The 19,884-nt window shown below is 68.7% G+C and carries 21 protein-coding genes; 12 read left to right on the forward strand and 9 right to left on the reverse strand.

The window, feature by feature from the left end:
• Positions 1 to 119 precede the first annotated feature (119 nt).
• Positions 120 to 1,067, reverse strand: coding sequence for an alpha/beta hydrolase (locus A5659_RS16190; protein ID WP_067182477.1), 948 nt, complete (start codon positions 1,065 to 1,067; stop codon positions 120 to 122).
• A 134-nt stretch (positions 1,068 to 1,201) separates the two neighbouring features.
• Entirely contained in the window at positions 1,202 to 2,119 is a 918-nt protein-coding gene (locus tag A5659_RS16195; RefSeq protein WP_231997848.1) for an alpha/beta fold hydrolase, read from the reverse strand.
• 202 nt (positions 2,120 to 2,321) lie between these two features.
• Between A5659_RS16195 and A5659_RS16200 the strand changes: the two genes are divergently transcribed.
• The 6 genes from A5659_RS16200 to A5659_RS16225 all read left to right on the forward strand — a co-directional run bounded on the left by A5659_RS16200 (position 2,322) and on the right by A5659_RS16225 (position 7,593).
• Positions 2,322 to 3,134, forward strand: a complete 813-nt coding sequence (locus tag A5659_RS16200; protein WP_066876237.1) for a short-chain dehydrogenase/reductase — start codon at positions 2,322 to 2,324, stop codon at positions 3,132 to 3,134.
• Complete coding sequence (locus A5659_RS16205) at positions 3,131 to 4,354, forward strand: zinc-binding dehydrogenase (protein WP_231997849.1); 1,224 nt, start codon at positions 3,131 to 3,133, stop codon at positions 4,352 to 4,354. The genes A5659_RS16200 and A5659_RS16205 overlap by 4 nt, the downstream gene beginning before the upstream one ends.
• A 66-nt stretch (positions 4,355 to 4,420) precedes the next feature.
• The gene (locus tag A5659_RS16210; protein WP_197498034.1) at positions 4,421 to 5,053 is read left to right on the forward strand and encodes a TetR/AcrR family transcriptional regulator; all 633 of its coding nucleotides are present in this window, start codon (positions 4,421 to 4,423) and stop codon (positions 5,051 to 5,053) included.
• 74 nt (positions 5,054 to 5,127) lie between these two features.
• Positions 5,128 to 5,793, forward strand: a complete 666-nt coding sequence (locus A5659_RS16215; RefSeq protein WP_066869822.1) for a TetR/AcrR family transcriptional regulator — start codon at positions 5,128 to 5,130, stop codon at positions 5,791 to 5,793.
• A complete protein-coding gene (locus A5659_RS16220) occupies positions 5,786 to 6,976 on the forward strand; it encodes an NAD(P)-binding protein (RefSeq protein WP_067182484.1) in 1,191 nt (396 codons plus the stop codon). The genes A5659_RS16215 and A5659_RS16220 overlap by 8 nt, the downstream gene beginning before the upstream one ends.
• Positions 6,976 to 7,593, forward strand: a complete 618-nt coding sequence (locus A5659_RS16225; protein ID WP_369827502.1) for a DinB family protein — start codon at positions 6,976 to 6,978, stop codon at positions 7,591 to 7,593. The genes A5659_RS16220 and A5659_RS16225 overlap by 1 nt, the downstream gene beginning before the upstream one ends.
• On the opposite strand, the gene A5659_RS16230 is transcribed toward A5659_RS16225, so the two are convergent.
• From A5659_RS16230 to A5659_RS16240, 3 genes are read right to left on the reverse strand one after another with little or no spacing between them, the layout of a single operon-like run.
• Positions 7,554 to 9,020 carry an FAD-dependent oxidoreductase gene (locus A5659_RS16230; protein ID WP_066869816.1) on the reverse strand — a complete coding sequence of 489 codons (1,467 nt, stop codon included), beginning with the start codon at positions 9,018 to 9,020 and terminating at the stop codon, positions 7,554 to 7,556. The two genes, A5659_RS16225 and A5659_RS16230, sit on opposite strands and share 40 nt — an antisense overlap.
• Complete coding sequence (gene bphC, locus A5659_RS16235) at positions 9,017 to 9,925, reverse strand: biphenyl-2,3-diol 1,2-dioxygenase (protein WP_067182488.1); 909 nt, start codon at positions 9,923 to 9,925, stop codon at positions 9,017 to 9,019. The genes A5659_RS16230 and bphC overlap by 4 nt, the downstream gene beginning before the upstream one ends.
• A gap of 8 nt (positions 9,926 to 9,933) precedes the next feature.
• The gene (locus A5659_RS16240; protein ID WP_066869810.1) at positions 9,934 to 11,118 is read right to left on the reverse strand and encodes an acyl-CoA dehydrogenase family protein; all 1,185 of its coding nucleotides are present in this window, start codon (positions 11,116 to 11,118) and stop codon (positions 9,934 to 9,936) included.
• A gap of 233 nt (positions 11,119 to 11,351) precedes the next feature.
• Between A5659_RS16240 and A5659_RS16245 the strand changes: the two genes are divergently transcribed.
• Genes A5659_RS16245 through A5659_RS16255 form a run of 3 tightly spaced genes read left to right on the forward strand, consistent with a single transcriptional unit; the run spans position 11,352 to position 14,620 of the window.
• Positions 11,352 to 12,977, forward strand: a complete 1,626-nt coding sequence (locus tag A5659_RS16245) for an NAD(P)/FAD-dependent oxidoreductase (RefSeq protein ID WP_067182491.1) — start codon at positions 11,352 to 11,354, stop codon at positions 12,975 to 12,977.
• A gap of 6 nt (positions 12,978 to 12,983) precedes the next feature.
• Complete coding sequence (locus tag A5659_RS16250; RefSeq protein WP_067182492.1) at positions 12,984 to 13,778, forward strand: mycofactocin-coupled SDR family oxidoreductase; 795 nt, start codon at positions 12,984 to 12,986, stop codon at positions 13,776 to 13,778.
• A complete protein-coding gene (locus A5659_RS16255) occupies positions 13,775 to 14,620 on the forward strand; it encodes a mycofactocin-coupled SDR family oxidoreductase (RefSeq protein WP_066869801.1) in 846 nt (281 codons plus the stop codon). The genes A5659_RS16250 and A5659_RS16255 overlap by 4 nt, the downstream gene beginning before the upstream one ends.
• Positions 14,621 to 14,627: 7 nt before the next feature.
• Here the strand turns inward: A5659_RS16255 and A5659_RS16260 are convergent, their stop codons facing one another.
• From A5659_RS16260 to A5659_RS16275, 4 genes are all read right to left on the reverse strand, one after another.
• Positions 14,628 to 15,509, reverse strand: a complete 882-nt coding sequence (locus tag A5659_RS16260; protein WP_066869799.1) for an alpha/beta fold hydrolase — start codon at positions 15,507 to 15,509, stop codon at positions 14,628 to 14,630.
• Between the two features lie 74 nt (positions 15,510 to 15,583).
• The gene (locus A5659_RS16265; protein WP_066869796.1) at positions 15,584 to 16,966 is read right to left on the reverse strand and encodes a wax ester/triacylglycerol synthase family O-acyltransferase; all 1,383 of its coding nucleotides are present in this window, start codon (positions 16,964 to 16,966) and stop codon (positions 15,584 to 15,586) included.
• Positions 16,967 to 17,176: 210 nt separating this feature from the next.
• A complete protein-coding gene (locus A5659_RS16270) occupies positions 17,177 to 17,605 on the reverse strand; it encodes a DoxX family protein (RefSeq protein ID WP_066876222.1) in 429 nt (142 codons plus the stop codon).
• An 80-nt stretch (positions 17,606 to 17,685) separates the two neighbouring features.
• The gene (locus A5659_RS16275) at positions 17,686 to 18,126 is read right to left on the reverse strand and encodes a nuclear transport factor 2 family protein (RefSeq protein ID WP_066866527.1); all 441 of its coding nucleotides are present in this window, start codon (positions 18,124 to 18,126) and stop codon (positions 17,686 to 17,688) included.
• Positions 18,127 to 18,274: 148 nt separating this feature from the next.
• On the opposite strand from A5659_RS16275, the gene A5659_RS16280 reads away from it, so the two are divergent.
• From A5659_RS16280 to A5659_RS16290, 3 genes are all read left to right on the forward strand, one after another.
• Positions 18,275 to 18,508 carry a CsbD family protein gene (locus A5659_RS16280; protein WP_067182496.1) on the forward strand — a complete coding sequence of 78 codons (234 nt, stop codon included), beginning with the start codon at positions 18,275 to 18,277 and terminating at the stop codon, positions 18,506 to 18,508.
• A gap of 97 nt (positions 18,509 to 18,605) precedes the next feature.
• Positions 18,606 to 19,031, forward strand: a complete 426-nt coding sequence (locus A5659_RS16285; protein ID WP_066866456.1) for a PPOX class F420-dependent oxidoreductase — start codon at positions 18,606 to 18,608, stop codon at positions 19,029 to 19,031.
• Between the two features lie 51 nt (positions 19,032 to 19,082).
• Positions 19,083 to 19,884, forward strand: an 802-nt coding sequence (locus A5659_RS16290; RefSeq protein ID WP_156749245.1) for a molybdopterin-dependent oxidoreductase, incomplete at its 3' end; no start/stop codon positions are given.

Raw genomic sequence — 19,884 nt, forward strand, 5'->3', positions numbered from 1 at the left:
TGGCTGGCATATTCCTATTAGGAATATGTGTCTACCACATGAAGGTGGTCCGCGTCACATACCTCGAGCCCGCGAGCGTAAGCCCACCGCGGAAACCCGGGCCGAAAGTCCCAGCGGGCTTACGTTCGCGGAATGGAACGGGGCGCCGCATCGCGCGTAAGCCCGGGGCGCGACAACGCGCGGGCCAGGAAGGAGAGCATGGCCTGCACGGCCTCCTCCTCGCCGTCGAGAAATGCCGCGTAGTGACCACCGGGTAACAGGGCGAGCTGGCCGCGGGAGGCCCGTTGCGCCACATGGATTGCCGGTCCGGGCGGAGCCACGCCGTCATCGCAATAGGCGACAACGAGCAGCGGGCACCGAATGTGCTTGGCGTATCGGCCGGGCCGGTACAAGCCGATGCGTACCGCCGACCGCGCGGCCACCGCTTGGCGCCATTCGGGGTAGCGGTTTCCGGGGTTGAGCGCTCGGACGTAGTTTCGCGAATCCGGTGTGGTCAACGCCGCCACGGCGCCGCGCTCACCGGCCAGCGGAACGAGCAGGGGCTGGCGCCCAAACATTCCACCGACGGTGTCGACAGTGGCGCGGCTGATCAACCTGGTGAACGCCTGAGGTGTCATGTACCGCAACGCGTTACGCATGGCATGGAGGCCGTCGGCCGCGGGTGCGTGCGCTATCGCTGCGGCAACGCGGGGATGACGTGCGGCTATGACGAGTGCGTGCCCGCCGGAAGCCGAGAACCCCCATATGGCCAACTTGTCGCGGACCACGCCCGGCAGCGTTGCGGCGAAGTCCACGGCGGCGTGGTAGTCGGCCAACTGGTCGCGGAAACGCACTAGTTGCCTTGACGTGCCGCTGCTTTCCCCGAGGCAACGGTAATCGAAGGCGAGCACGTGGTAGCCGGCGTCTTGGAAGCGCTTGGCCAGACGATCGGTCCCGGGTTCCTTGGTGACGGCCAGCCCGGCAGCCATGACCACGCACGCCCCGTTCTCGCCCGGGTAGTGCCAGGCGGCGCATTGGCCGTCGGCGCTGGGGAACATCACCTTATGGCGCTGGGTGCTAGGTGCCATGACTTTGCTCCTTTGGCATACGGGAATAGCCTGGGCTGCAACGCATTAGACCGTGGACATCCCCGCCGCGGTTGCGCTGTAAGTCCAATGACGTACGCCCGAAGATACATGCAGTATGTATGTAATGCAAGCGGCTACCATAGGTCCGTCGCAGCCGGATCCCGGGATGCCCGGCAGGGGCGGGCCAGCAGGTCCAGTAGCGCTGCCGTGACTTCGTCGGGCCGCTCCTCCATGACGAAGTGGTCCGCGCCGGCAATGCGGGTCAGGCTCGCCGCCGGAATTCGCTCCGCAAGTTCTCGGCCGGTCGCAAAGGGAATAGTGCGATCCCTGTCGCCCCAGATGATCGCCGTCGGACATCGGATCCGCTCCAACCCGGCGGCCAATTCGGGCACCGCGGGCACCCGGTAATCACGGAAAAAATCAACGAACGTTTGCCGCCCGGGCGGCGTGTCCATCCATGCCAGATACTCGGCTTCGAGGGCGTCGTCGAAGCACCCGAGCCGGCGATACGGGCGCAACGCAACGTGATGCAGCCGCCGTAGCGGAAGGTTGCGCACGACGCCGGGAGCATGAGTCACGGCCCAGCGTTGTTGAAGCAGGAAACGATAGAACATCGGTCGAAAGACGCTGTGCGCGCGTGAGTTCAGCACCGCCAGGCGCATGACTTTTTGCGGGTGGCGCAGCACATAACCCAAACCGAGGAACGCGCCGTAGTCGTGAGCGACCAGATTGAATTGCCGCAGTCCCAGCGAATCGACGGGACAATCGAGCCGTCCTACCTCGTTCTCATATGTCGCGGGCGTGTCGGGCGGATCGGAGCGCCCGAAGCCCGGCCAGTCGACGGCGACGACGCGGTGCCTTTGGGCCAACGCCGGAATCTGGTGGCGCCAGCACGATGCGCTCTGGGGATAGCCATGCAGCAGCAGTACCGCCTCCCCGTCGCCGGCTTCGACGCGAAAAACACTCATCAGCGGGCCGCCTTCGTCATGGTGAGCACAACCAGTGGCGGAACGTTTGATTGATTGAACGCCGCCGCCACCAACTGTCGTCACTGCGGCTGAGGCGATCAACCGTGCGACGCGCGCATGGCCCAATCGGTGGGATGCATGTCCTGCCGGGACGCCAACCGCGTTCCGCGCACGTATGCGGAATGGCGGTGCAAAGCCGCGTTCGAACAACCTGTTTAACAGATATTGACACGGCGCCGTTCCTGATACGAAACTGGAACCGTTCCGTTCCCGAAGGAGGCCCGTCGTGGTTGTCGACAAGGCGGTGTTGGTCACCGGGGCCGGCAGCGGAATCGGCGCGAGCACGGCGCGCGCGCTGTACCGCCGTGGCGCACGGCTTCTTCTCGTGGACGTCGATGGGCCCGCACTGCAAGCGTTGGCAGGCGAATTCGGGCCCGGCCGAAGCCTGGTTGTGCAAGGCGATGTTCGCGATCCCGACGCCATGCGAACGGCGGTCGATGCCGGCATTCGGCAGTTCGGTCGCCTTGATGCCGTCGTGGCCAACGCCGGCGTGGGTTCCTGGACGCCGGTGCTCGACATGCAGCCGGCGCAGTTCCGCCAAGTCGTCGACATCAATCTCATCGGCCTGTTCAACACCGTCGGCGCCGCATTGCCCGCACTCGTCAGCGCAAAAGGGTACGTACTGGTGGTCGCGTCGGTTGCGTCCTTCGTCGCTGCTCCAGGTCTGGCCGCATACGCGGCGAGCAAGGCAGGTGCGGAGCAGTTCGCCAACGCATTGCGACTCGAGATGGCTTGGCGCGGCGTCGATGTCGGCTCGGCCCATATGTCGTGGGTCGACACCCCACTATTCCGGCGTGCCATGTCCGATTCTGCCGGCTTCGCCGCCATGCTGGCCACACTTCCGCGTCCGCTCAGGCGGACGCTGTCGGCGGATGACTGTGGGGAAAAGCTCGCCGACGCGGTGCAGCGGCGGGCTGCCCGGGTTGCCATGCCCCGCTGGGTGGCGATGGCCCGCTGGGCGAAGCCGCTGCTGTCGACCCCGCCACTGGAACGTCAATTGCGCACACGGCTGGCGCAGGTCTTGGAGGACCAAGGATGAACACCGATCTCGTTCGGGCCCGCACGGCGCTGGGCCACTACGCCAGGCTGCTGAGTCCCGACGCGCTGTCGGCCGCGCGCCTGCCGCTGCACCGCGACACCAAGATGCGGATCAAGCAACTGGGCCGGGGGAGCGGCGGGCGCCGCCGGGCGAGCCGGCAAAGCATGCGCGGGCTCGTCGCCTACCCCGGCGGCGCGCTGCGCTGGCGGTCGCTGCCCGGCCCCGCCCTGCCCGGCCCGCAGGCCGCGATCGTGCGACCGGTCGCCGTGGCGACCTGCGACGTGGACCGGGCAATGATGCTGGGCCGCACCCCATTTCCGCTGCCGCTGCACCTCGGCCACGAATGCGTGGCCGAAGTGGTCGAGGTGGGGGACGAGGTGACCTCCGTTCGGATCGGCGACCGGGTGGTGGTGCCGTTCCAGATCAGCTGCGGGCGCTGTTCCGCCTGCCGGCGTGGCCACACCGGCAGCTGCCTGTCGGTTCCCCCGGCGTCGATGTACGGGTTCGGCATCTCCGGTGGCCTTTGGGGCGGCGCGTTGGCCGACCTGATGGCCGTTCCCTTCGCCGATGCGATGCTCGTGGCCTTGCCCGACGGCGTCGAGCCGGCCGCCGCGGCCGGGGTGGGGGATAACGTCTGCGACGCCTACCGGCAAGTCGCGCCACACCTACCCGGCCTGCTGGCCGCCGATCCCGACGCCGAGACGCTCATCGTGGGCCGCATGGGCAGCCGTGAGCCGATGACCTCCAGCGCGGTGCTGTGTACCGGACTGATCGCTCAGGCGTTGGGCGCGCGCAGAATTCACATCGTCGACGGCCGTGCGGCCGTCCGCGATCGCGCCGAGCAACTGGGTTTCCATGCGCTGGATCCGCGGCACCCCCGCGAGTGGCCGACCGCCGCGCTGACCGTCGACGCCACCGGCACCCCGAGCGGGCTCCGACAGGTACTTCGTCACACCGCGCCCGACGGCATCTGCACCTGCGTCTGGTCGCTGCACCGGCGCGCCAGCGTGCCCTTGGCCGCCTGCTACGTGCGCAACGTGACGTTGCACATCGGTCGCAGTCACGTCCGCGCCGTCATGCCTTCGGTGCTCGAACTCATGGCCGCGGGAAAGCTGCGACCCGAGCTGGTCACCACCCTCACCGCCTCGTTCGACGACGCTCCGGGCGCCCTGCGCGAGCACTGCCACGGAAACGCCATCAAGGCCGTCCTCACGGCCTGATGACCATGCCGCGAACGAGCACCTCAACAACCCGAATCGGGAACCCGCGTGTGTCAATATCGGGTAGTGCAGCCGTCGCGAACGTATCGAGGAGCCACCCCCGGCCAACGGGCCGAGCAGCGGCGCACGCGCCTCATCGAGGCCGCCGTCGACGTGTTCGGCACGGTCGGCTACCGCGCCGCGACGGTCGACCAGGTCTGCGCCAGCGCCGGGCTGTCGAAGCGGTACTTCTACGAATCGTTTCCCGACAGCGAGACACTGTTGCTCGCCTGCTACCAGCGATGCGCCGAGGAAATACACCAGGCCATGGTGAGCGCCGTCGCCCAGGCGCCGGCGGACACCCTCGACGTTCAGTTACGGGCGGCGCTGACAGGCTATTTCGAAGCCATCGACGCCGACCAGCGGCGGGCGCGGATCACCCTGCTGGAGATCCTCGGCGTAAGCCCGGCAGTGGATGCCGCCTGGGCCGCGCAAACCCAGCGATTCGCCGCCTCGGTGGAGACTCTGGCGGCCGCCGCCTTCACCAAGACCACACTGCCCAAGGCGCAGCGGGCCATCATCGCCGAGGAAATCATCGGCGCCATCACCACCGCCGCCACGCTCTGGCTCCTGCAGGATCGCCGGCGCCGCCGGGCGCAACTCATCAACGCCACCCACGTCCTGGTCCTCGCCGTTTTCGACCGGCTGCCGCACGCCTGAGCCACCACCGCGTCTTGCGGCCGGTGCCGGCCGCTGCTTTACTGCAAGTAAGCACTTACTTGTTGGGAGGCGCCGTGCCCGTCACGTCGCGACAGCGGATCATCACCGAAGCGCTGCGCCTGTTCGGGCAACGCGGGTTCGCGGCCACCACGATCGCCCAGATCGAACAGGCCGCCGGGCTGTCGCCGGGCTCGGGCGCGCTGTACCGGCACTTTCGCTCCAAGGACCAACTGCTCTACGAAGCCATCGGCGAGACCCTCGCCGATCGCGACCAGTGGGCGCCGTTCTTCGAGCCCGGCTTCTCGGTACTGGAATTGCTCGACCAGGTGGCCTCCGGTGCCGGGCTGGTCGACAGGCTCGTGCTGCTCTGCCGGGTGGGGTTGGGCCGGCTGGACCACAACCGCGACGTCACCCGGATCCTGTTGCGCGACACCTCGGCCTCCCCGGAGGTCCTCGAGGTGTTCCGCCGCAACGAGTACCTGCAGGTGCTGTCGGTGATCTCCCGCGGGTTGGCCGAACTGGCCGGGCCGGACCACGGCGCACACGACTGGGACGCCGCCGCCGTCGTGGTGCTCAGCGCGGTCGCGCATTACTGGCTGATCCGCGACACGTTCGGCGGTGAACACCCGGCCGCCATCGACGAGGAGCGATACCTGCGTTCCACCGCGGAAATGATCGCTGCCCGACTGCAGTGGTCGGATCCGACGCCCAACCCCGAAGAAAGGAACAACGATGGGTAGCCACATCAGCGTGATCGGCGGTGGTCTCGGCGGCCTGACCGCCGCCATCGCATGCGCGGAAGCCGGTGTCCCGGTGCGGCTTTACGAAGCGCACGATCGCCTGGGTGGCCGCGGCCGTGCCACACCGCCGCCCTATGTCGCCCACGACGGTGCGCACGTGTTCTACGCCGATGGTCCGCACTACAAGTGGCTGAAAAAGCGCGGCTTCGTCAAACGCCTCGGGTGGCCCGGTCCGGTCGCCATGGCCGCACTGCTGCACTTTCGCGCCGACGGGCGCATCCGTGCGCTGCCGCCGCTACCGATGCTGCGCCCGCAATCGCGCAAATGGCTCACCGCGCCCGTCGACGTCGACTTCCACACCTGGGCCAGCGGGCGGTGGGGCGAAAAGACGGCCACCCAGATGGCCAACGCGATCAGCGTCGTCACCTATCACGCTGACACCGGCCAACTTTCGGCGGCGTTTGTGTGGACGCTGTTCCAACGGGTCCTCGGCCCCAACCCGCCCGCGGTGCGCTGGGTTCGTGGCGGCTGGCAAACCGTCATCGACAGGATGGCCGACCGCGCGAAGGAACTCGGCGTCGCGGTGCAGACCGCGGCGCGCATCGACACCTTGCCCGCTGGCGGCCCGGTCATCGTGGCCACCGACATCGCCGCGGCGCGCTCCCTGCTGGGGGACGAAAGTCTCAGTTGGACAAGCGGACACGCCGCGCTGCTCGACATCGCCGTCAAGGCCGGCCGCAAGGACACCAATCTGATCTTCGATCTCGACGAGGGCGGCTTCCACGAGAGCTATAGCATGCAGGACGATTCGGTGGCGCCCGCCGAAGAGGCGCTCTACCAACTGCAGATGCCCGTCCGCGCCGGCGAGTCACACGCGGACGCGCACCGGCGACTGGAAGGCCTCGCCGACCAAGCGCTGCCGAACTGGCGCGAGCGCACCACCTTTCACCGCACCGCCATCGCCAAGGGCCGCACCGGCGCCCTGGACCTGCCCGGCCAGACCTGGCGCGACCGGCCGGCCGTCTACCGCGGCGACGGCGTGTACCTGGTCGGCGACATGGTCTCCGCGCCGGGCATGCGCGGTGAAATCTCGATTAACAGTGCTATTTCCGCCGCCGCGGCCGCCACCGCCGCGCTGACCAAGGTGCGCACGCGCGCGCCCTCGGGCCGAAGCGCACCGTGATCGGTCTCAAGGACGACTTGCATCGACAGCTGCGCGACGCCCGTGCGGCCGTGGTCTGGAAGCTCGACGGACTGTCCGAATACGACGTCCGCAGACCGATGACCCCGCACGGCACCAACCTCCTGGGCTTGGTCAAACACCTGACCGGCTGCGAGATCGGCTATTTCGGCGACGTGTTTGCCCGGCCGTTCCCGCGTCCTCCGCTGTGGCTGAAGGGCCCGGCGGAGCCCACGGTCGACATGTGGGCCGCGCCCGACGAGAGCCGCGGTGACATCGTCGATCTGTACCGGCGGGCCTGTGCGCACTCCGATCGCACCATTGCGGCTCTTGACCTCGAGCATCCCGGTGTCGCGCCCGGCTGGCCCGAAGACCGGCGCTCGGTGACGCTCGGGCGAATCCTCGTGCACATGCTCGCCGAGACCGCCCGCCACGCGGGCCACGCCGACATCGTTCGCGAACTCGTCGACAACCAAGCCGGGTCACAGCCGGGCCGCTCCGGCCTTCCCGACGTCGACGGCCCGTATTGGGCTGCGCTGCATGGACGTATCGAGCGCGCGGCCCGCCAGGCGCAGAAGACTCAGCCTTTGGCGGCCGAGCGCCCGGCGCGCCGGCCGTAGAAGCTGCCGTCACCCAGCGAGACTCCGCTTGCGTAGCCCCAGGCGGCCAGCCCGGCCGTGCACCGGCCGGCGGCGAAGAGGCCCGGGATGGGCGCGCCGCTGACATGGAGCACCTCGGCGTCCAGCGTGGTGGCCAGCCCGCCCAGCGTGAAACCGCCGGTGTTCTCCCGCAGATCGACCGCGCCGACGGGGGAGCCGATCGGCTTGATCCACTCCGGCTTCTTGTGCAGCAGCGGATCCTCGCCGCGCGCGGCGCCCGCGTTGTAGGCGGCCACGGTCGCCTGCAGCGTCCCCGGCGGTAGCCCCATCTCGGCTTCCAGGTCGGCGACGGTGTCGGCCACCCAGGTCGCCGGGCGCAGCATGAACTTCGGCGACCACGAGGCCATCGCCTCCTCCTGGGCGTCGCCGTCGATGATGAGATAGGCGACGTTGTCCTGCTGATAGAGGGTCAGCTGGCCGATCCGGCCCGGGTAGGTGTCCTCGGCGACGTAGCGCTGGCCCCGTCCGTTGACCAGGATTCCGCGCACCAGCTGCTGCGGGTCGATGAAGATCGCGACCTCGGTGGCGTCCATGTGCGCCAGATCGGCGCCGAGCGCCTGCGCCATCCGGATCGCCTGCCCGTCATGCTGCTCGATCGAGGCAGCCGGGCGCCCGGCGATCCGCGGCGCGTAGCGCGCCACCATCGCGTCGTTGTAGGCGAAGCTGCCCGTCGCGAGCACCACGCCGTTGCGCGCCCGGATGCTCATCTCGGTGCCATACCGGCGGGCCCGGATGCCGACCACTCGGCCGTCGGACTCGGTGATCAGCCGCTGCACCCGCACGTCGTACAGCGCGCGTGCGCTTGCGGCAGTGGCGGTTTCGACGAGGGGCTTCATCAGCATGTAGCCGGCGCTGGCCTCGCCCTGCTTCTTGTTCTGCATCTGCGGGACGTGCCCGCGCGGCGCGGGGGTGGCGATGGTGTTGAAGGGAAAGGAATTTTCGCCGCCGCTGTACATCAGCCCCTGATCGCCCATCGGTTCCCAGCCGGGCTCGGAGAAGAATTCCGCCTTGAACGGCACGCCGCAGCCGACCAGCCAGTCGAAGTGGGCGACGCTGCCCGCGCAGTAGTCGGCGATCCTGTTCTCGTCGGCGCCGGGGCCCATCGCGACGTTGAGGAATGCCGCCATGTTGTCGACGGAATCGGGGAAACCGCAAGCCGTTTGGATCGGGGTACCGCCGCCGAGATAGATGAAGCCGCCGGCCATCGACGCCGCCCCGCCCCAGGAGCCGGTGCGCTCGAGCACCAGGACGTCGGCGCCGGACCGGGCCGCTTCCACCGCCGCGGCCGCACCGGCGACCCCGTAGCCGGCGATGACGACGTCGGCCTCGGCGTCCCACGAGGTGATCTTCGACGCCGCGACCGGCGTCACGTCGGAGTCGGGCGTCACAGCCGCATGGCCGCGGGCATTTCGCCGACCCACTGGTGGCCCCAGTAGCTGTCGGCGGTGATTTCCTCTGCGGTGTAATAGGTTTCGTCGACCCGCATCCCGTCGGTGCCGAATTCGATGTCCCAGTCACCGGGTGCGCGGACGTAGAACGAGACCATCTTGTCGTTGGTGTGTCGCCCCAGGGTGGACGACAGCTGGAATCCCTCGGCGTTGACCCGGTCCAGCGCCTGCCCGACGGCGTCGAGGGTGTCGACCTCCACCATGATGTGGACCAGGCGCGGGTCGCGCTGGTGTGCGGCCGGCACGATCGCCAGGCTGTGGTGTCGCTCGTTGATGCCGAGGAACCGAACCCGCACGGGCCCAAACTCTTTGGGCAACGGCACCCGGAACGCGCCACGGGCCCGGAACCCGAGGACCTCGGTGTAGAAGTCGAACAGCCCGTTGGGGTCGGTGGCCGGCACCACCACGTGGCCCATGCCCTGATCACCGGTAACGAACTTCGCGCCGAACGGCGTGACGACCGGGCTGTGGTCGAGCACCGCGCCGTGGAACACCTCCAGCGTGGTGCCGGCGGGATCTTCGAAGGTGATCACCTCTTCGACCCGGCGCGCCTCGGCGTCGTCGGGGGACAGCTGCTTGTACGCGACGCCTGCGCCGTCGAGGGTGGCCTGCACGCGCTGCAGGGCCGGGTGGTCGCGCACTTCCCAGCCGACGGTCAGCACCCGGTCGGTCTCACCGGGCACCACGATGAGCCGGGCCGCCCGCTCGTCCATCCGCAGGTACAGCGCCGAAGGATCGGGGCCCTTACCTTCGGCGAACCCCAGCACGCCGAAGGCGAACTGCCGCCAGCGGTCGATGTCACTGGTCGAAATGGTGATGTAGCCAAGGCTTTTCAGGTCGCTCACTAATGCTCCTAGATCAGGGCCCGCAGCGGACCCTCGGGCGGGTCGATGCCGATCGAGCTCAGCGCCGCCGCGTGATAGGTGGTGCCCGGGACATGGATGGCGTGCATCTGGCCGACGTGCACGTCACGCCAATATCGTTGCAGCGGCTTGTCCATCCGCGCCGCGTTGCCGCCCGAGCGGGCGAAGATCTCGTCGACCGCCGACACCGCACGCCACACCGCGCGCACCTGCGTGCGGCGCCCGGCCGCCCGATCGGCGAAGGACACCTCCTTGCCGGCCGCGACCATGTCGTAGATGCGGTCGGCGTTGGCCAGCAGCTCCTGACGCGCCGCGTTGATGTCGGCGGCCGCCTCGCCGATGGCGTGCATGACGTAGGGGTCGTCCTTAATTGCGGTGCCGGTGGCGCCGACCCGTTCGCGCTGATAATCCAGATGCGCGGCGAGTGCACCCTCCGCGATCCCGATGGTGGCCGCGGAGATGCCCAGCGGGAACATCGTCGACCACGGCATCAGGTAGAGGGGTTCGGTCATGCCGGCCTCGCGCTGGGCGGTGCCGTCCATCACCTTGGTCGCGTCCATGGTCCGGTAGCTGGGCACAAACGCGTCCTTGACGATGACGTCCTTGGAGCCGGTCCCGCGCAGCCCCACCACGTTCCACGAATCGTCGACTATCTCGTAGTCCTTGCGGGGCAAGATCATGTGCAGCATCTGCGGTGGCATCAGCGGGATGCCCTTCTCGTCGCCGAGCATTGCCCCCAGGATGATCCAGTCGCAGTGGTCGGTGCCCGAGCTGAACTGCCAGCGCCCGTTGAAGACGTAACCGCCGTCGACGGGTTTGGCCACGCCCTGCGGCGCGTAGGGGGAGGCCATCCAGGTGTCGACGTCGTCGGCCCAGATCTCGGCGGCGACTTTCGGGTCCGCGTACGCCAACTGGTAGGGGTGCACGCCGACGACGCCCACGATCCAGCCGGCCGCCGGATCCAGTGCCGCGGTGGCCATCGTCGTCTCGGCGAACTCGCGCGGGTGCACCTCGAAGCCCTGATATTGCTTGGTCTGCAGCAGCCGGATCAGGCCGGCGCCCTTCATCAGCTTGACGGTGTCGTCGGTGAGCCGCCCGATGCGTTCGGCTTCGGCGGCCTGGTCGCGCAACTGGTCCGCCATGGCCACTACCCGGTCGAGTACCCGCTCGCTCATATCGTTGTCCTTACGTGTGTGGGCTAAGCACGTGTGGGGGCTAAGTAATGGTCTACCGCAGTCGAGGCCCGTCCCAAAGGAAATCCCGATGAGCGGACACCACGGGCGTCGGAATTCGACGCGAACCTCGCCGCCGGCCACCCACGCCCGGTGGCCGGGAAAACTCGCCGCAAGCGTCCGGTGACCGGGAGGCCGCGCGGGCCGCGCCGGCCGAGGCCCTACGGTGACTCGTTGTGAGTGATTCCGGCGCGCGGTCCCTCGACGTCGTCGTGGTTGGCGCGGGGTTCGCCGGCCTGTACGCGCTGCACAAACTGCGCGGGCAGGGCCTGTCGGTGCGGGTGCTGGAGGCCGCGCCCGAACTGGGCGGCACCTGGTACCACAACCGGTATCCGGGAGCGCGTTGCGACGTCGAGAGCGTCGACTACTGCTACTCGTTCTCCGACGAACTCCAGCAGGAGTGGAACTGGACCGAACGGTATGCCACCCAGGCCGAGATCCTGGCGTACCTGAACTGGGTCGCCGACAAGCTCGACCTGCGCCGCGACATCGCGTTGCGCACCCGCGTGGTGTCGGCGCACCTCGACGAGGCGGCGTTGCGCTGGACGGTCACCACCGATGCGGGACAATGCTTTTCGGCGCGGTTCGTGGTGATGGCGACGGGTCCGCTGTCGGCCGCGCTGACCCCGGACTTCCCCGGCCTGGACACCTTCGCCGGCGAGCTTTACCACACCGCGCGGTGGCCGCACCGGCCCGTCGACTTCACCGGCAAACGGGTGGCGGTCATCGGCACGGGATCCTCCGGCATTCAGTCGATTCCGGTCATCGCCGAGTCCGCCGCCCACCTCTACGTCTTCCAGCGCACCCCCAACTACAGCGTCCCGGCCGGCAACAGGCCCCTGTCCGCCGCCGAGCTCGACGAGATCAAGGCCGGTTACGCGCAGCGGCGTGCGCTGTCGTGGCGCAGCGGCGGTGGCTCGCCGCACATCACCGCCCCCAGGTCGACGATGCAGTTCACCGCCGAGGAGCGGCGTGCGGCGTTCGAAAAGCGTTGGCAGCAAGGCGGCGTGCTGTTCTCCAAGACGTTCCCGGACCAGCTGACCGACCTGGAGGCCAACGACGAGGCCCGCAGGTTCTACGAGGAGAAGGTCCGGGCCGTCATCGACGATCCGGCGGTCGCCGACCTGCTGATTCCCACCGACCACCCGATCGGCACCAAACGAATTTGCACCGACAGCAACTATTTTCAGACCTTCAACCGGGCGAACGTGTCGCTGATCAGTGTCCGGGCCACCCCGATCGAATCCGTCGACGCCACCGGCATCAACACCGCCGGGGCCGATAACACCGAAGCCCATTACGACGTCGACATGATCGTGCTGGCAACGGGTTTCGACGCGATGACCGGGGCGCTGGGCAAGATCGACATCGTCGGCCGGCGCGGCACCGCCCTGCGAGACGATTGGGCGCACGGACCCCGCACCTATCTGGGGCTGGGCGTCGACGGCTTCCCCAACCTGTTTTTGGTCTCGGGTCCGGGGGCACCCGCCGTGCTGGCGAACATGGTGCTGCACGCCGAGGCCCAGGTGAACTGGATCGCGGAGGCCATCACCCACCTGGACCGGCACGGTTACGCCGCGCTGGAAGCCACCGTGGACAGCGTGGACGAGTGGGGCGCCGAATGCGCCCGCCGGGCCGAGACCACGTTGTTCACCAAGGCCAACTCCTGGTACATGGGCGCCAACGTGCCGGGAAAGCCGCGCGGCTTCATGCTGTTCACCGGGGGCTTCGCGACATACAACGACATCTGCGCCGAGGTCGCCGGCGCCGGCTATCGCGGCTTCGATCTAATCGAACGATGACGGGGTTTGCTGGACAAGGTTGTGGTGGTCACCGGTGCGGCCAAGGGGACCGGCCGGGTGCACTGTGAGCGGTTCGCCGACGAGGGTGCCGACGTGATCGCGCTCGACGCGCCCGCGGCGGCCGACGAGTTGCGCGCTACGGCAAGCCGAGTCGACGACCGCGGCCGGCGGTGCGTAACCGGCCTGGCCGACGTCAGCGAGCTCGAAGCGATGACGGCCGCCATCGACGACGGCGTGGCCGCGTTGGGCCGGCTCGACGTCGTCGTCGCCAACGCCGGGGTCCACCTGCCCGGCGCACCGTCGTGGGAACTGGACCCCCAGGTCTGGCAGCGCACGCCCGACATCAACCTCACCGGCGTGTGGCATACCGTCCGGGCGAGCGTGCCGCACCTGGGTGATCGCGGCGGCTCGGTGGTCGTCATCAGCTCCACCAGCGGCCTGCGCGGCCTGCCCAACACCGCCCACTACACCGCCAGCAAGCACGCGGTGGTGGGATTGGCGCGCACCCTCGCGAACGAGCTCGGGCCGCGCGGCATCCGGGTCAACACCGTGCACCCCGGCCCGGTGGCCACCCCAATGGTGCTCAACGAGGCCACTTTTCGGCGGCTCCGGCCGGACCTGGACAACCCGACGGCGGCCGACGCGGCCGAGGTGCTGCAGGCGCGCAACCTGCTGCCGGTGCCGTGGGTCGAGCCCGTCGACATCGCCAACGCCGTGCTGTTTTTGGCCTCGGACGCGGCCCGCTACGTCACCGGCACGCAGCTGGTGGTCGACGCCGGCCTGACGCAGAAGACGACGTGAGCGCCACGCGCGGCGGGCGACTGCACGGCAAGGTCGCCCTGGTCACCGGAGCGGCGCGCGGGATCGGCCGCGCGCAGGCGGTGCGGTTCGCGCAGGAGGGTGCGAACATCGTGGCGCTCGACGTGTGTGGCCCGGTCGACACCGTGCGTATCCCGCACAGCACCCCCGCCGACCTCGACACCACGGCGTCGCTGGTGCGCGATGCCGGCGGGCTCGCGCACACCGAGATCGTCGACGTGCGAGACCTCGCCGGTGTGCAGGCCGCCACCGACCGCGGGGCCGAGCGGTTCGGTGGTCTCGACGCGGTCTGCGCGACCGCGGGCATCACCTCCCGCGGCATGGCGGTCGAGCTCGACGAAAACGCCTGGCGCACAATGCTCGACGTCAACCTGACCGGGGTATGGCACACCTGCCGCGCGACCGCGCCGCACCTGATCGCGCGCGGGGCGGGTTCGATGACCCTGACGAGTTCCATCGCGGGCCTGCGCGGGCTGGTCGGCGTCGCGCATTACACCGCCGCCAAGCACGGCGTGATCGGCATGATGCGCAGCCTGGCCAATGAGCTTGCGCCGCACAACGTTCGGGTCAACTGCATCAGCCCGACCAACGTCGACACGCCCATGATCCACAATGACGTGGTGGGCGCCGCATTCCGGCCCGACTTGGACCGGCCCCCCACCCGCGCGGAATTCGCCGAGGCGGCCCGCTCGATGAACATGCTCGCGGTGCCCTGGGTGGACGCGGTGGACGTGGCCAACGCCGCGCTGTTTCTGGCCTCGGACGAGGCCCGTTACATCACCGCGATCGTCCTGCCCGTCGACGCCGGAGCCACCCAGCGATAAGAACTGGCTAGCCGCGCGAAAGAAAAGCCAGCACGGTGCTTTCGAACGCCGCCTTGGCCTCGATCATGGCCCAGTGCCCGGAGTTGGGGAAGATGTGCAGCTCCGCGTTGGGGATGGTGCGCATCGGGATCAGCGCCATGTCCGGCGGGCTCACCCTGTCGTCGCGGCCCCAGGTCAGCAGCGTGGGCGCGGTGAGCTTGTGCATCGTCGCCCACGGTAGCGGCCGGTCGGAGGCGTTCAGCGCGGCGTTCATCCCGGCGAATGCCGCCTTGCCGTACATGCGTCGCGCCGCGGCCAGGGTGTCCGCGTCGGTGGCCAGCTGCCAGCGTTCCTCGATCAGCTCGTCGGTGACCAGCGCCTGGTCGTAGACCATCGACTTGAGCCAGTCGACCAGCCGCTGCCGCGTGGGGTCCTCGACGAATTCCTGCAGCAGCCGAATGCCTTCGCTGGGACTGGGACTGAAGATGTTGGTGCCGATCCCGCCGATGGTCACCAGCCGGCCGACGCGGTCCGGATTGTGGGTCGCGAAGTTGATGCCGACGCCACCACCCATCGAGTTGCCGACGATGTGCACCTTGTCCACGCCGAGCGCGTCCAGGAAGGGCGCCACCGTGCCGAAGGCGGTGACCATCGGGTGGCCGCCGAAGTCGTCGCTGACCCCGAAGCCGGGGAATTCCAGGATCAGGCAGCGGAACCGCTCGGCGAAGGCGGGCAGCACGCCGCGGAAGTTGCGCCAGCCGGTGACACCGGGGCCGGAGCCGTGCAGGAACAGCAGCGCCGGCCCCGAATGGGATCCGCCGGTGTCGTAGTAGCGCAAAGCGCCCTTGTCAGTGCTGATTTCGCGCAGGTCGTGCGCCGCGACGCTCGTCGGTTCCGAAGTGTCTGCCACGGATGTCACCCTGCCATGCCGCGGCGGCGAGGATGGACGGGGTTCCGCTGACCGGGCAGATCAGACCGGGCAGATCAGGCCGGCTCGCCGCAACTCAGCAGCTCTTTGAGCGCGGCGGGAAACGCATCGGCGAGGTCCCAAAGGTCCGGAACCAGGTCCGGGCAGGAGATGATGCCGATGCCCAGCCGGCCGTTGAGCGACATCACCGTGATGTTCAGCGCGGCGCCGGCGATGATCGGGCCGAGCGGATACATCGCGTCGAGGCGGCACCCCAGGAAGTAGAGCTGTTCTTGCGGGCCGGCGACGTTCGACAGCACCAGGTTGTGCGGCGGGTTCTCGGGCAGGGGGAGTCGCGGCAGCAGCCGTCGGGCCGCACCGAACAGGGTCTGCCCGGCCACTTGCGTCCAGTCGTGCAGCAGCGTCGGGCCCAGCGCCGCGGAGTGGTCCTTCGCCGCGGCGTTTCCCTCGGCGATGCTCGCCAGCCGTTGTACGGGGTCGTCGACGTGGGTTTCGAGGCGGCAGAGCATCCAGGTCATCTGGTTGCGGCCCGTGCGGGTGGACTTGCCGCGCACCGACACCGGCACGCTCGCGACCAGGGGGACGTCGGACAGCGCGTCGCGGTCTTGGAAGTACTGCCGTAGCGCCCCGGCGCACAGCGCCGTCACGACGTCGTTGACGGTGACCCCGAACCGGTTTTTGACGGTTTTGACGTCCTCGAGGTCCACGTTGGTCAGCGCCACGTTGCGGCGCCGGGTGAACGAGCCGTTGAACGCGGTCGGCGGCGCCGCGAACGGGGCCGCCATCGTCTGGCCGCCGCCGCGGGCGCGCAGCACCGTCTCCGCCACGGTCAGCGCCGTGGCCGGCAGGACTCGGGCCAGCCGCCACGGCCGCAACGCCGCCCCGATCAGCCCGCTCGCGGCGATCTGTAGTGGATTCGCCGCGCCGGCGCGCTCGGCCGGTTCCGGCGGCGGGGCGTCGGGCACGTCGCTGCACAACTGCGAGAGCAGGTGGGCGCCGCCCACGCCGTCGACCACCGCGTGGTGGACCTTGAGGACGACGGACAGTGCGTCCGTGCCGTGCAGGCCTTCGATCACCCACATCTCCCACAGCGGCCGGTCGCGATCGAGCGGCAGGCCGGCGATGTGGCCGCAGATGTCCGCTAATTCTTTCGGGCCTCCCGGCGACGGCAGGGCCACGCGGTGCAGGTGGCGAGCCGTGTCGAACCGGTCGTCGTCGACCCACACGGGGTGGTCGAGGTTCAGTTGGTTGTCGGCCAGCTTGAGGCGGAATTCGGGCACCGCATCAAGCCGCTCGCGCAGCGCCGCACTGAAGCGATCAAAGGTGTAGCCGCCGGGCATCGTCGACGGGTCCAACTCCAGCACGCAGCAAACATTCAAAGGCTGCGTCGGCGATTCCAGGTGCAGAAAGAACGCGTCCAATCCGCTGAGTCGTTGCATCGTTGCTCGTCTCGGTTGTGCGGCCATGACCGCTGGTCACCTGACCCACGGTCATTCCCGGAGCTCCGCAAGCGCGCTCAATCGGGAGACCGCAATCTTTTGGTGTGTGACTTCTAGCTGTAGCCGTTGAGGGGCTTGGGGCAAACATTTCGTCAAGACATTTAACGAAATCGCCACCGCGGGCGCCCGGCGCGCCGACGGGCGTGGAGATTATGCGCTGGTCGACTGGCGGGCGGTGAGCAGGTGGTCGACGGAGTAGCGGTTGTGCCCGCGGAACGCAATCACGCCGACGAGAAAGAGCGCGTGCACGAGTTGGTCGCCGATCACGTTGAAGTGCTCGATCGACGTGGCGCCCAGGACCAGACCGACCATCACCAGTGCGCCGGCGATGGCGGCCGTCCGGGTCAGCACACCGGCCAGCAACAGCGCTCCGATGGTCAGCTCCGCGAACGGCAGCGCGTAACCGCATCCCGAGACCGCGACGGCGGGCAGCATCGACTTCGTGAACTCACTCATCAGCTGGGCGTGAAACGCGCCCAGCTTCGGCAACCGGACCAGGCCGTGGCCGAACAGGCTGGCCCCGATGGTCAGCCGAACCAGCAGGTAGGCCACGGCCCGGTCGGTGTCGGATGTCCCCATGGTCGATCCTTTCTCGGTGGTCGTGGCGCGGAAACGTCACGCGAACAACAGGTTTCGCGGGGCCAGCGATCGCGGTGCCGCTAGGGCCGGCGGGCCATTGCGGAGTCGGGAGCCGCCCAGTCGGTCGAGACCTTGCGGTGCTTGATCAGCCAGGCGCCACCGTCGGGAACCAGGATGTCGCGGTACCGGCCGTAGTGGTCCAGGCCGATGTGGGTGACCACGGTGAAGTAGCAGTCGACCCGGGCGCGGTCGGGTGTCACCTCGGTGAACAACACGTTTGCGACGTTATGGCGCACAATCGGTTTGACGTCGGTGTCGACGGCGATCCGGCCCGTGACGCCGCCCAGGAAGGCCGCGATGTCCGACCGCCCGTGCAGTGGCTCGAAACCCCGGATCTCGAGGACGCCGTCGGCGCAGAACGTCGCCGCCAGGTCGTCGAGGCGGCCGGCGTCGCCGGACCAGTTGTAGCGCGCCAGGGTATCCCGAATCCGCTCGCGGGCGACCAGTTCCCACATCTGCACCGTCACGACTCCTCGCCCCGCCGACCCTTCTGGGTCAACAGCGTAGGCGTATTGCACGGTCTGGCCGAAGTTTCGAGAATCCGCCCGTTGGGCAATAAGGGAGTCGATTGCACGACACGGGCGCGTGCACGCCATGGAGGGAGAACGCATGTCGGACAAGAGTGGTCCCGCGGAGGCCGTCGAGGGCATCGTCGAGGGCATCAAGGGCAAGGTCAAGGAAGTCGTCGGCGCGGTCGCCGGCCGTGACGACCTGAGGCGCGAGGGCCAGGCCCAGCAGGACAAGGCCGACGCGCAGCGTGAGGCGGCCCAGAAAGAGGCCGAGGCCGAGAGCGCCCGCAAGGCCGCCGATATCAACGAGGCTCGGCAAAAAGCCGAACAGTAGCGACGTCTGAGGGTGGCCCGGTCACAGGCGTGGCCGGGCCGCCGCGTGTGAGCAGCCGATTGGGAATGAAATTCCGCGACTGGCTGTATAACCACGCATGAAGCTCAACGATGCCGCGCGCGGCCTCATCGGCAAGGGCGCCGATGCGACCCTGGTCACGATCAATCCGGATGGCAGCCCCCAGGTGAGCGTGGTCTGGGTGGCGCTGCGGTCGACACCGGACGGTGACGAACTCGTCAGCGCCCACCTTTCGGAACACAAGAAGGTCCGCAACGTGCGCAGGGATCCCCGGGTGGCCGTGACGATCGTGTCGCTGGACGCTGCGGGGCAGGGGATGCGGCCCTACCTGTCCATCGCGGGCACCGCCCGGATCACCGAGGGCGGCGCCCCCGAACTGCTGACGGAGCTCAACCCGGTGCTGGGTGATCCGAACGCGAAGTTTCCGCCGGACAACGCGCCGCCCGGCTACCTCACCCACATCCGCATCGACAGGGTCGGTGGCATCGGGCCCTGGACGGCCTGACGCCGCACTTCTCCACTTCCGCTACCCGCGGTAGCGGAATACAGTGGGTGGATGAAACCCGGCGAGGACGGTACCCACCTGCGCACGTGTCCGTTGTGTGAAGCCATGTGCGGCTTGGCGATTGACGTCAAGGACGGCCACGTCACCGGCATTCGCGGCAACCGTGACGACGTGTGGAGCCGCGGGCATCTGTGCCCGAAGGGCACCTCGCTTGCGGCGCTGCACGACGATCCGGACCGCATCCGCGCGCCGATGATCAAGGTCGACGGCCAGTGGCGGGAAGTCAGCTGGGACGCGGCGTTTCGCCGTTGCACCGAGTTGCTGACCCCGGTGATCGAGAAGTACGGCATCGGCGCGGTGACCGCCTACACCGGCAACCCGCTGGCGCACTCGTTCTCGCTGGCCCGCTATGCCGGCGTGCTGATGGGGATGTCGGGCATGCCGGTCACCTATTCGCCGGGGACGGTCGACCAATGGCCGAAGAACCTGTCGTCGCATCTGATGTACGGGCTGTGGTGGAACTTCCCGGTGCCCGACATCGAACGCACCGACCTGCTGGTGATCATGGGCGCCAACCCGGCGGCATCGCAGGGTTCACTGTTGGCCGCACCCAACGTGATGGGCCTGATCGACGGGATTCGCAAGCGCGGCAAGGTGATTGTGATCGACCCCGTGCGCACCCTGACCGCCGCGCGCGCCGACGAGTGGCTGCCCATCGTGCCCGGAACCGACGCGGCGCTGTTGTTGGCCGTCGCGCACACGCTCTTCGACGAGGGGCTGATCAATCCCGGTCCCCATGTCGACGGTGTCGACACCATGCGGGCGGCCGCGGCGGAGTGGCCGCCGGAGCGGG

The sequence above is a fragment of the Mycobacterium sp. 1165196.3 genome, assembly GCF_001673415.1.
Lineage (GTDB): Bacteria > Actinomycetota > Actinomycetes > Mycobacteriales > Mycobacteriaceae > Mycobacterium > Mycobacterium europaeum_A.

Coding starts and splice junctions, on each gene's coding strand:
- A5659_RS16190 (WP_067182477.1), bottom strand. CDS start 1,067: ATGGCACCTAGCACCCAGCGCCATAAGGTGATGTTCCCCAGCGCCGAC.
- A5659_RS16205 (WP_231997849.1), top strand. CDS start 3,131: ATGAACACCGATCTCGTTCGGGCCCGCACGGCGCTGGGCCACTACGCC.
- A5659_RS16220 (WP_067182484.1), top strand. CDS start 5,786: ATGGGTAGCCACATCAGCGTGATCGGCGGTGGTCTCGGCGGCCTGACC.
- A5659_RS16240 (WP_066869810.1), bottom strand. CDS start 11,118: ATGAGCGAGCGGGTACTCGACCGGGTAGTGGCCATGGCGGACCAGTTG.
- A5659_RS16265 (WP_066869796.1), bottom strand. CDS start 16,966: ATGCAACGACTCAGCGGATTGGACGCGTTCTTTCTGCACCTGGAATCG.
- A5659_RS16270 (WP_066876222.1), bottom strand. CDS start 17,605: ATGGGGACATCCGACACCGACCGGGCCGTGGCCTACCTGCTGGTTCGG.
- A5659_RS16280 (WP_067182496.1), top strand. CDS start 18,275: ATGTCGGACAAGAGTGGTCCCGCGGAGGCCGTCGAGGGCATCGTCGAG.
- A5659_RS16285 (WP_066866456.1), top strand. CDS start 18,606: ATGAAGCTCAACGATGCCGCGCGCGGCCTCATCGGCAAGGGCGCCGAT.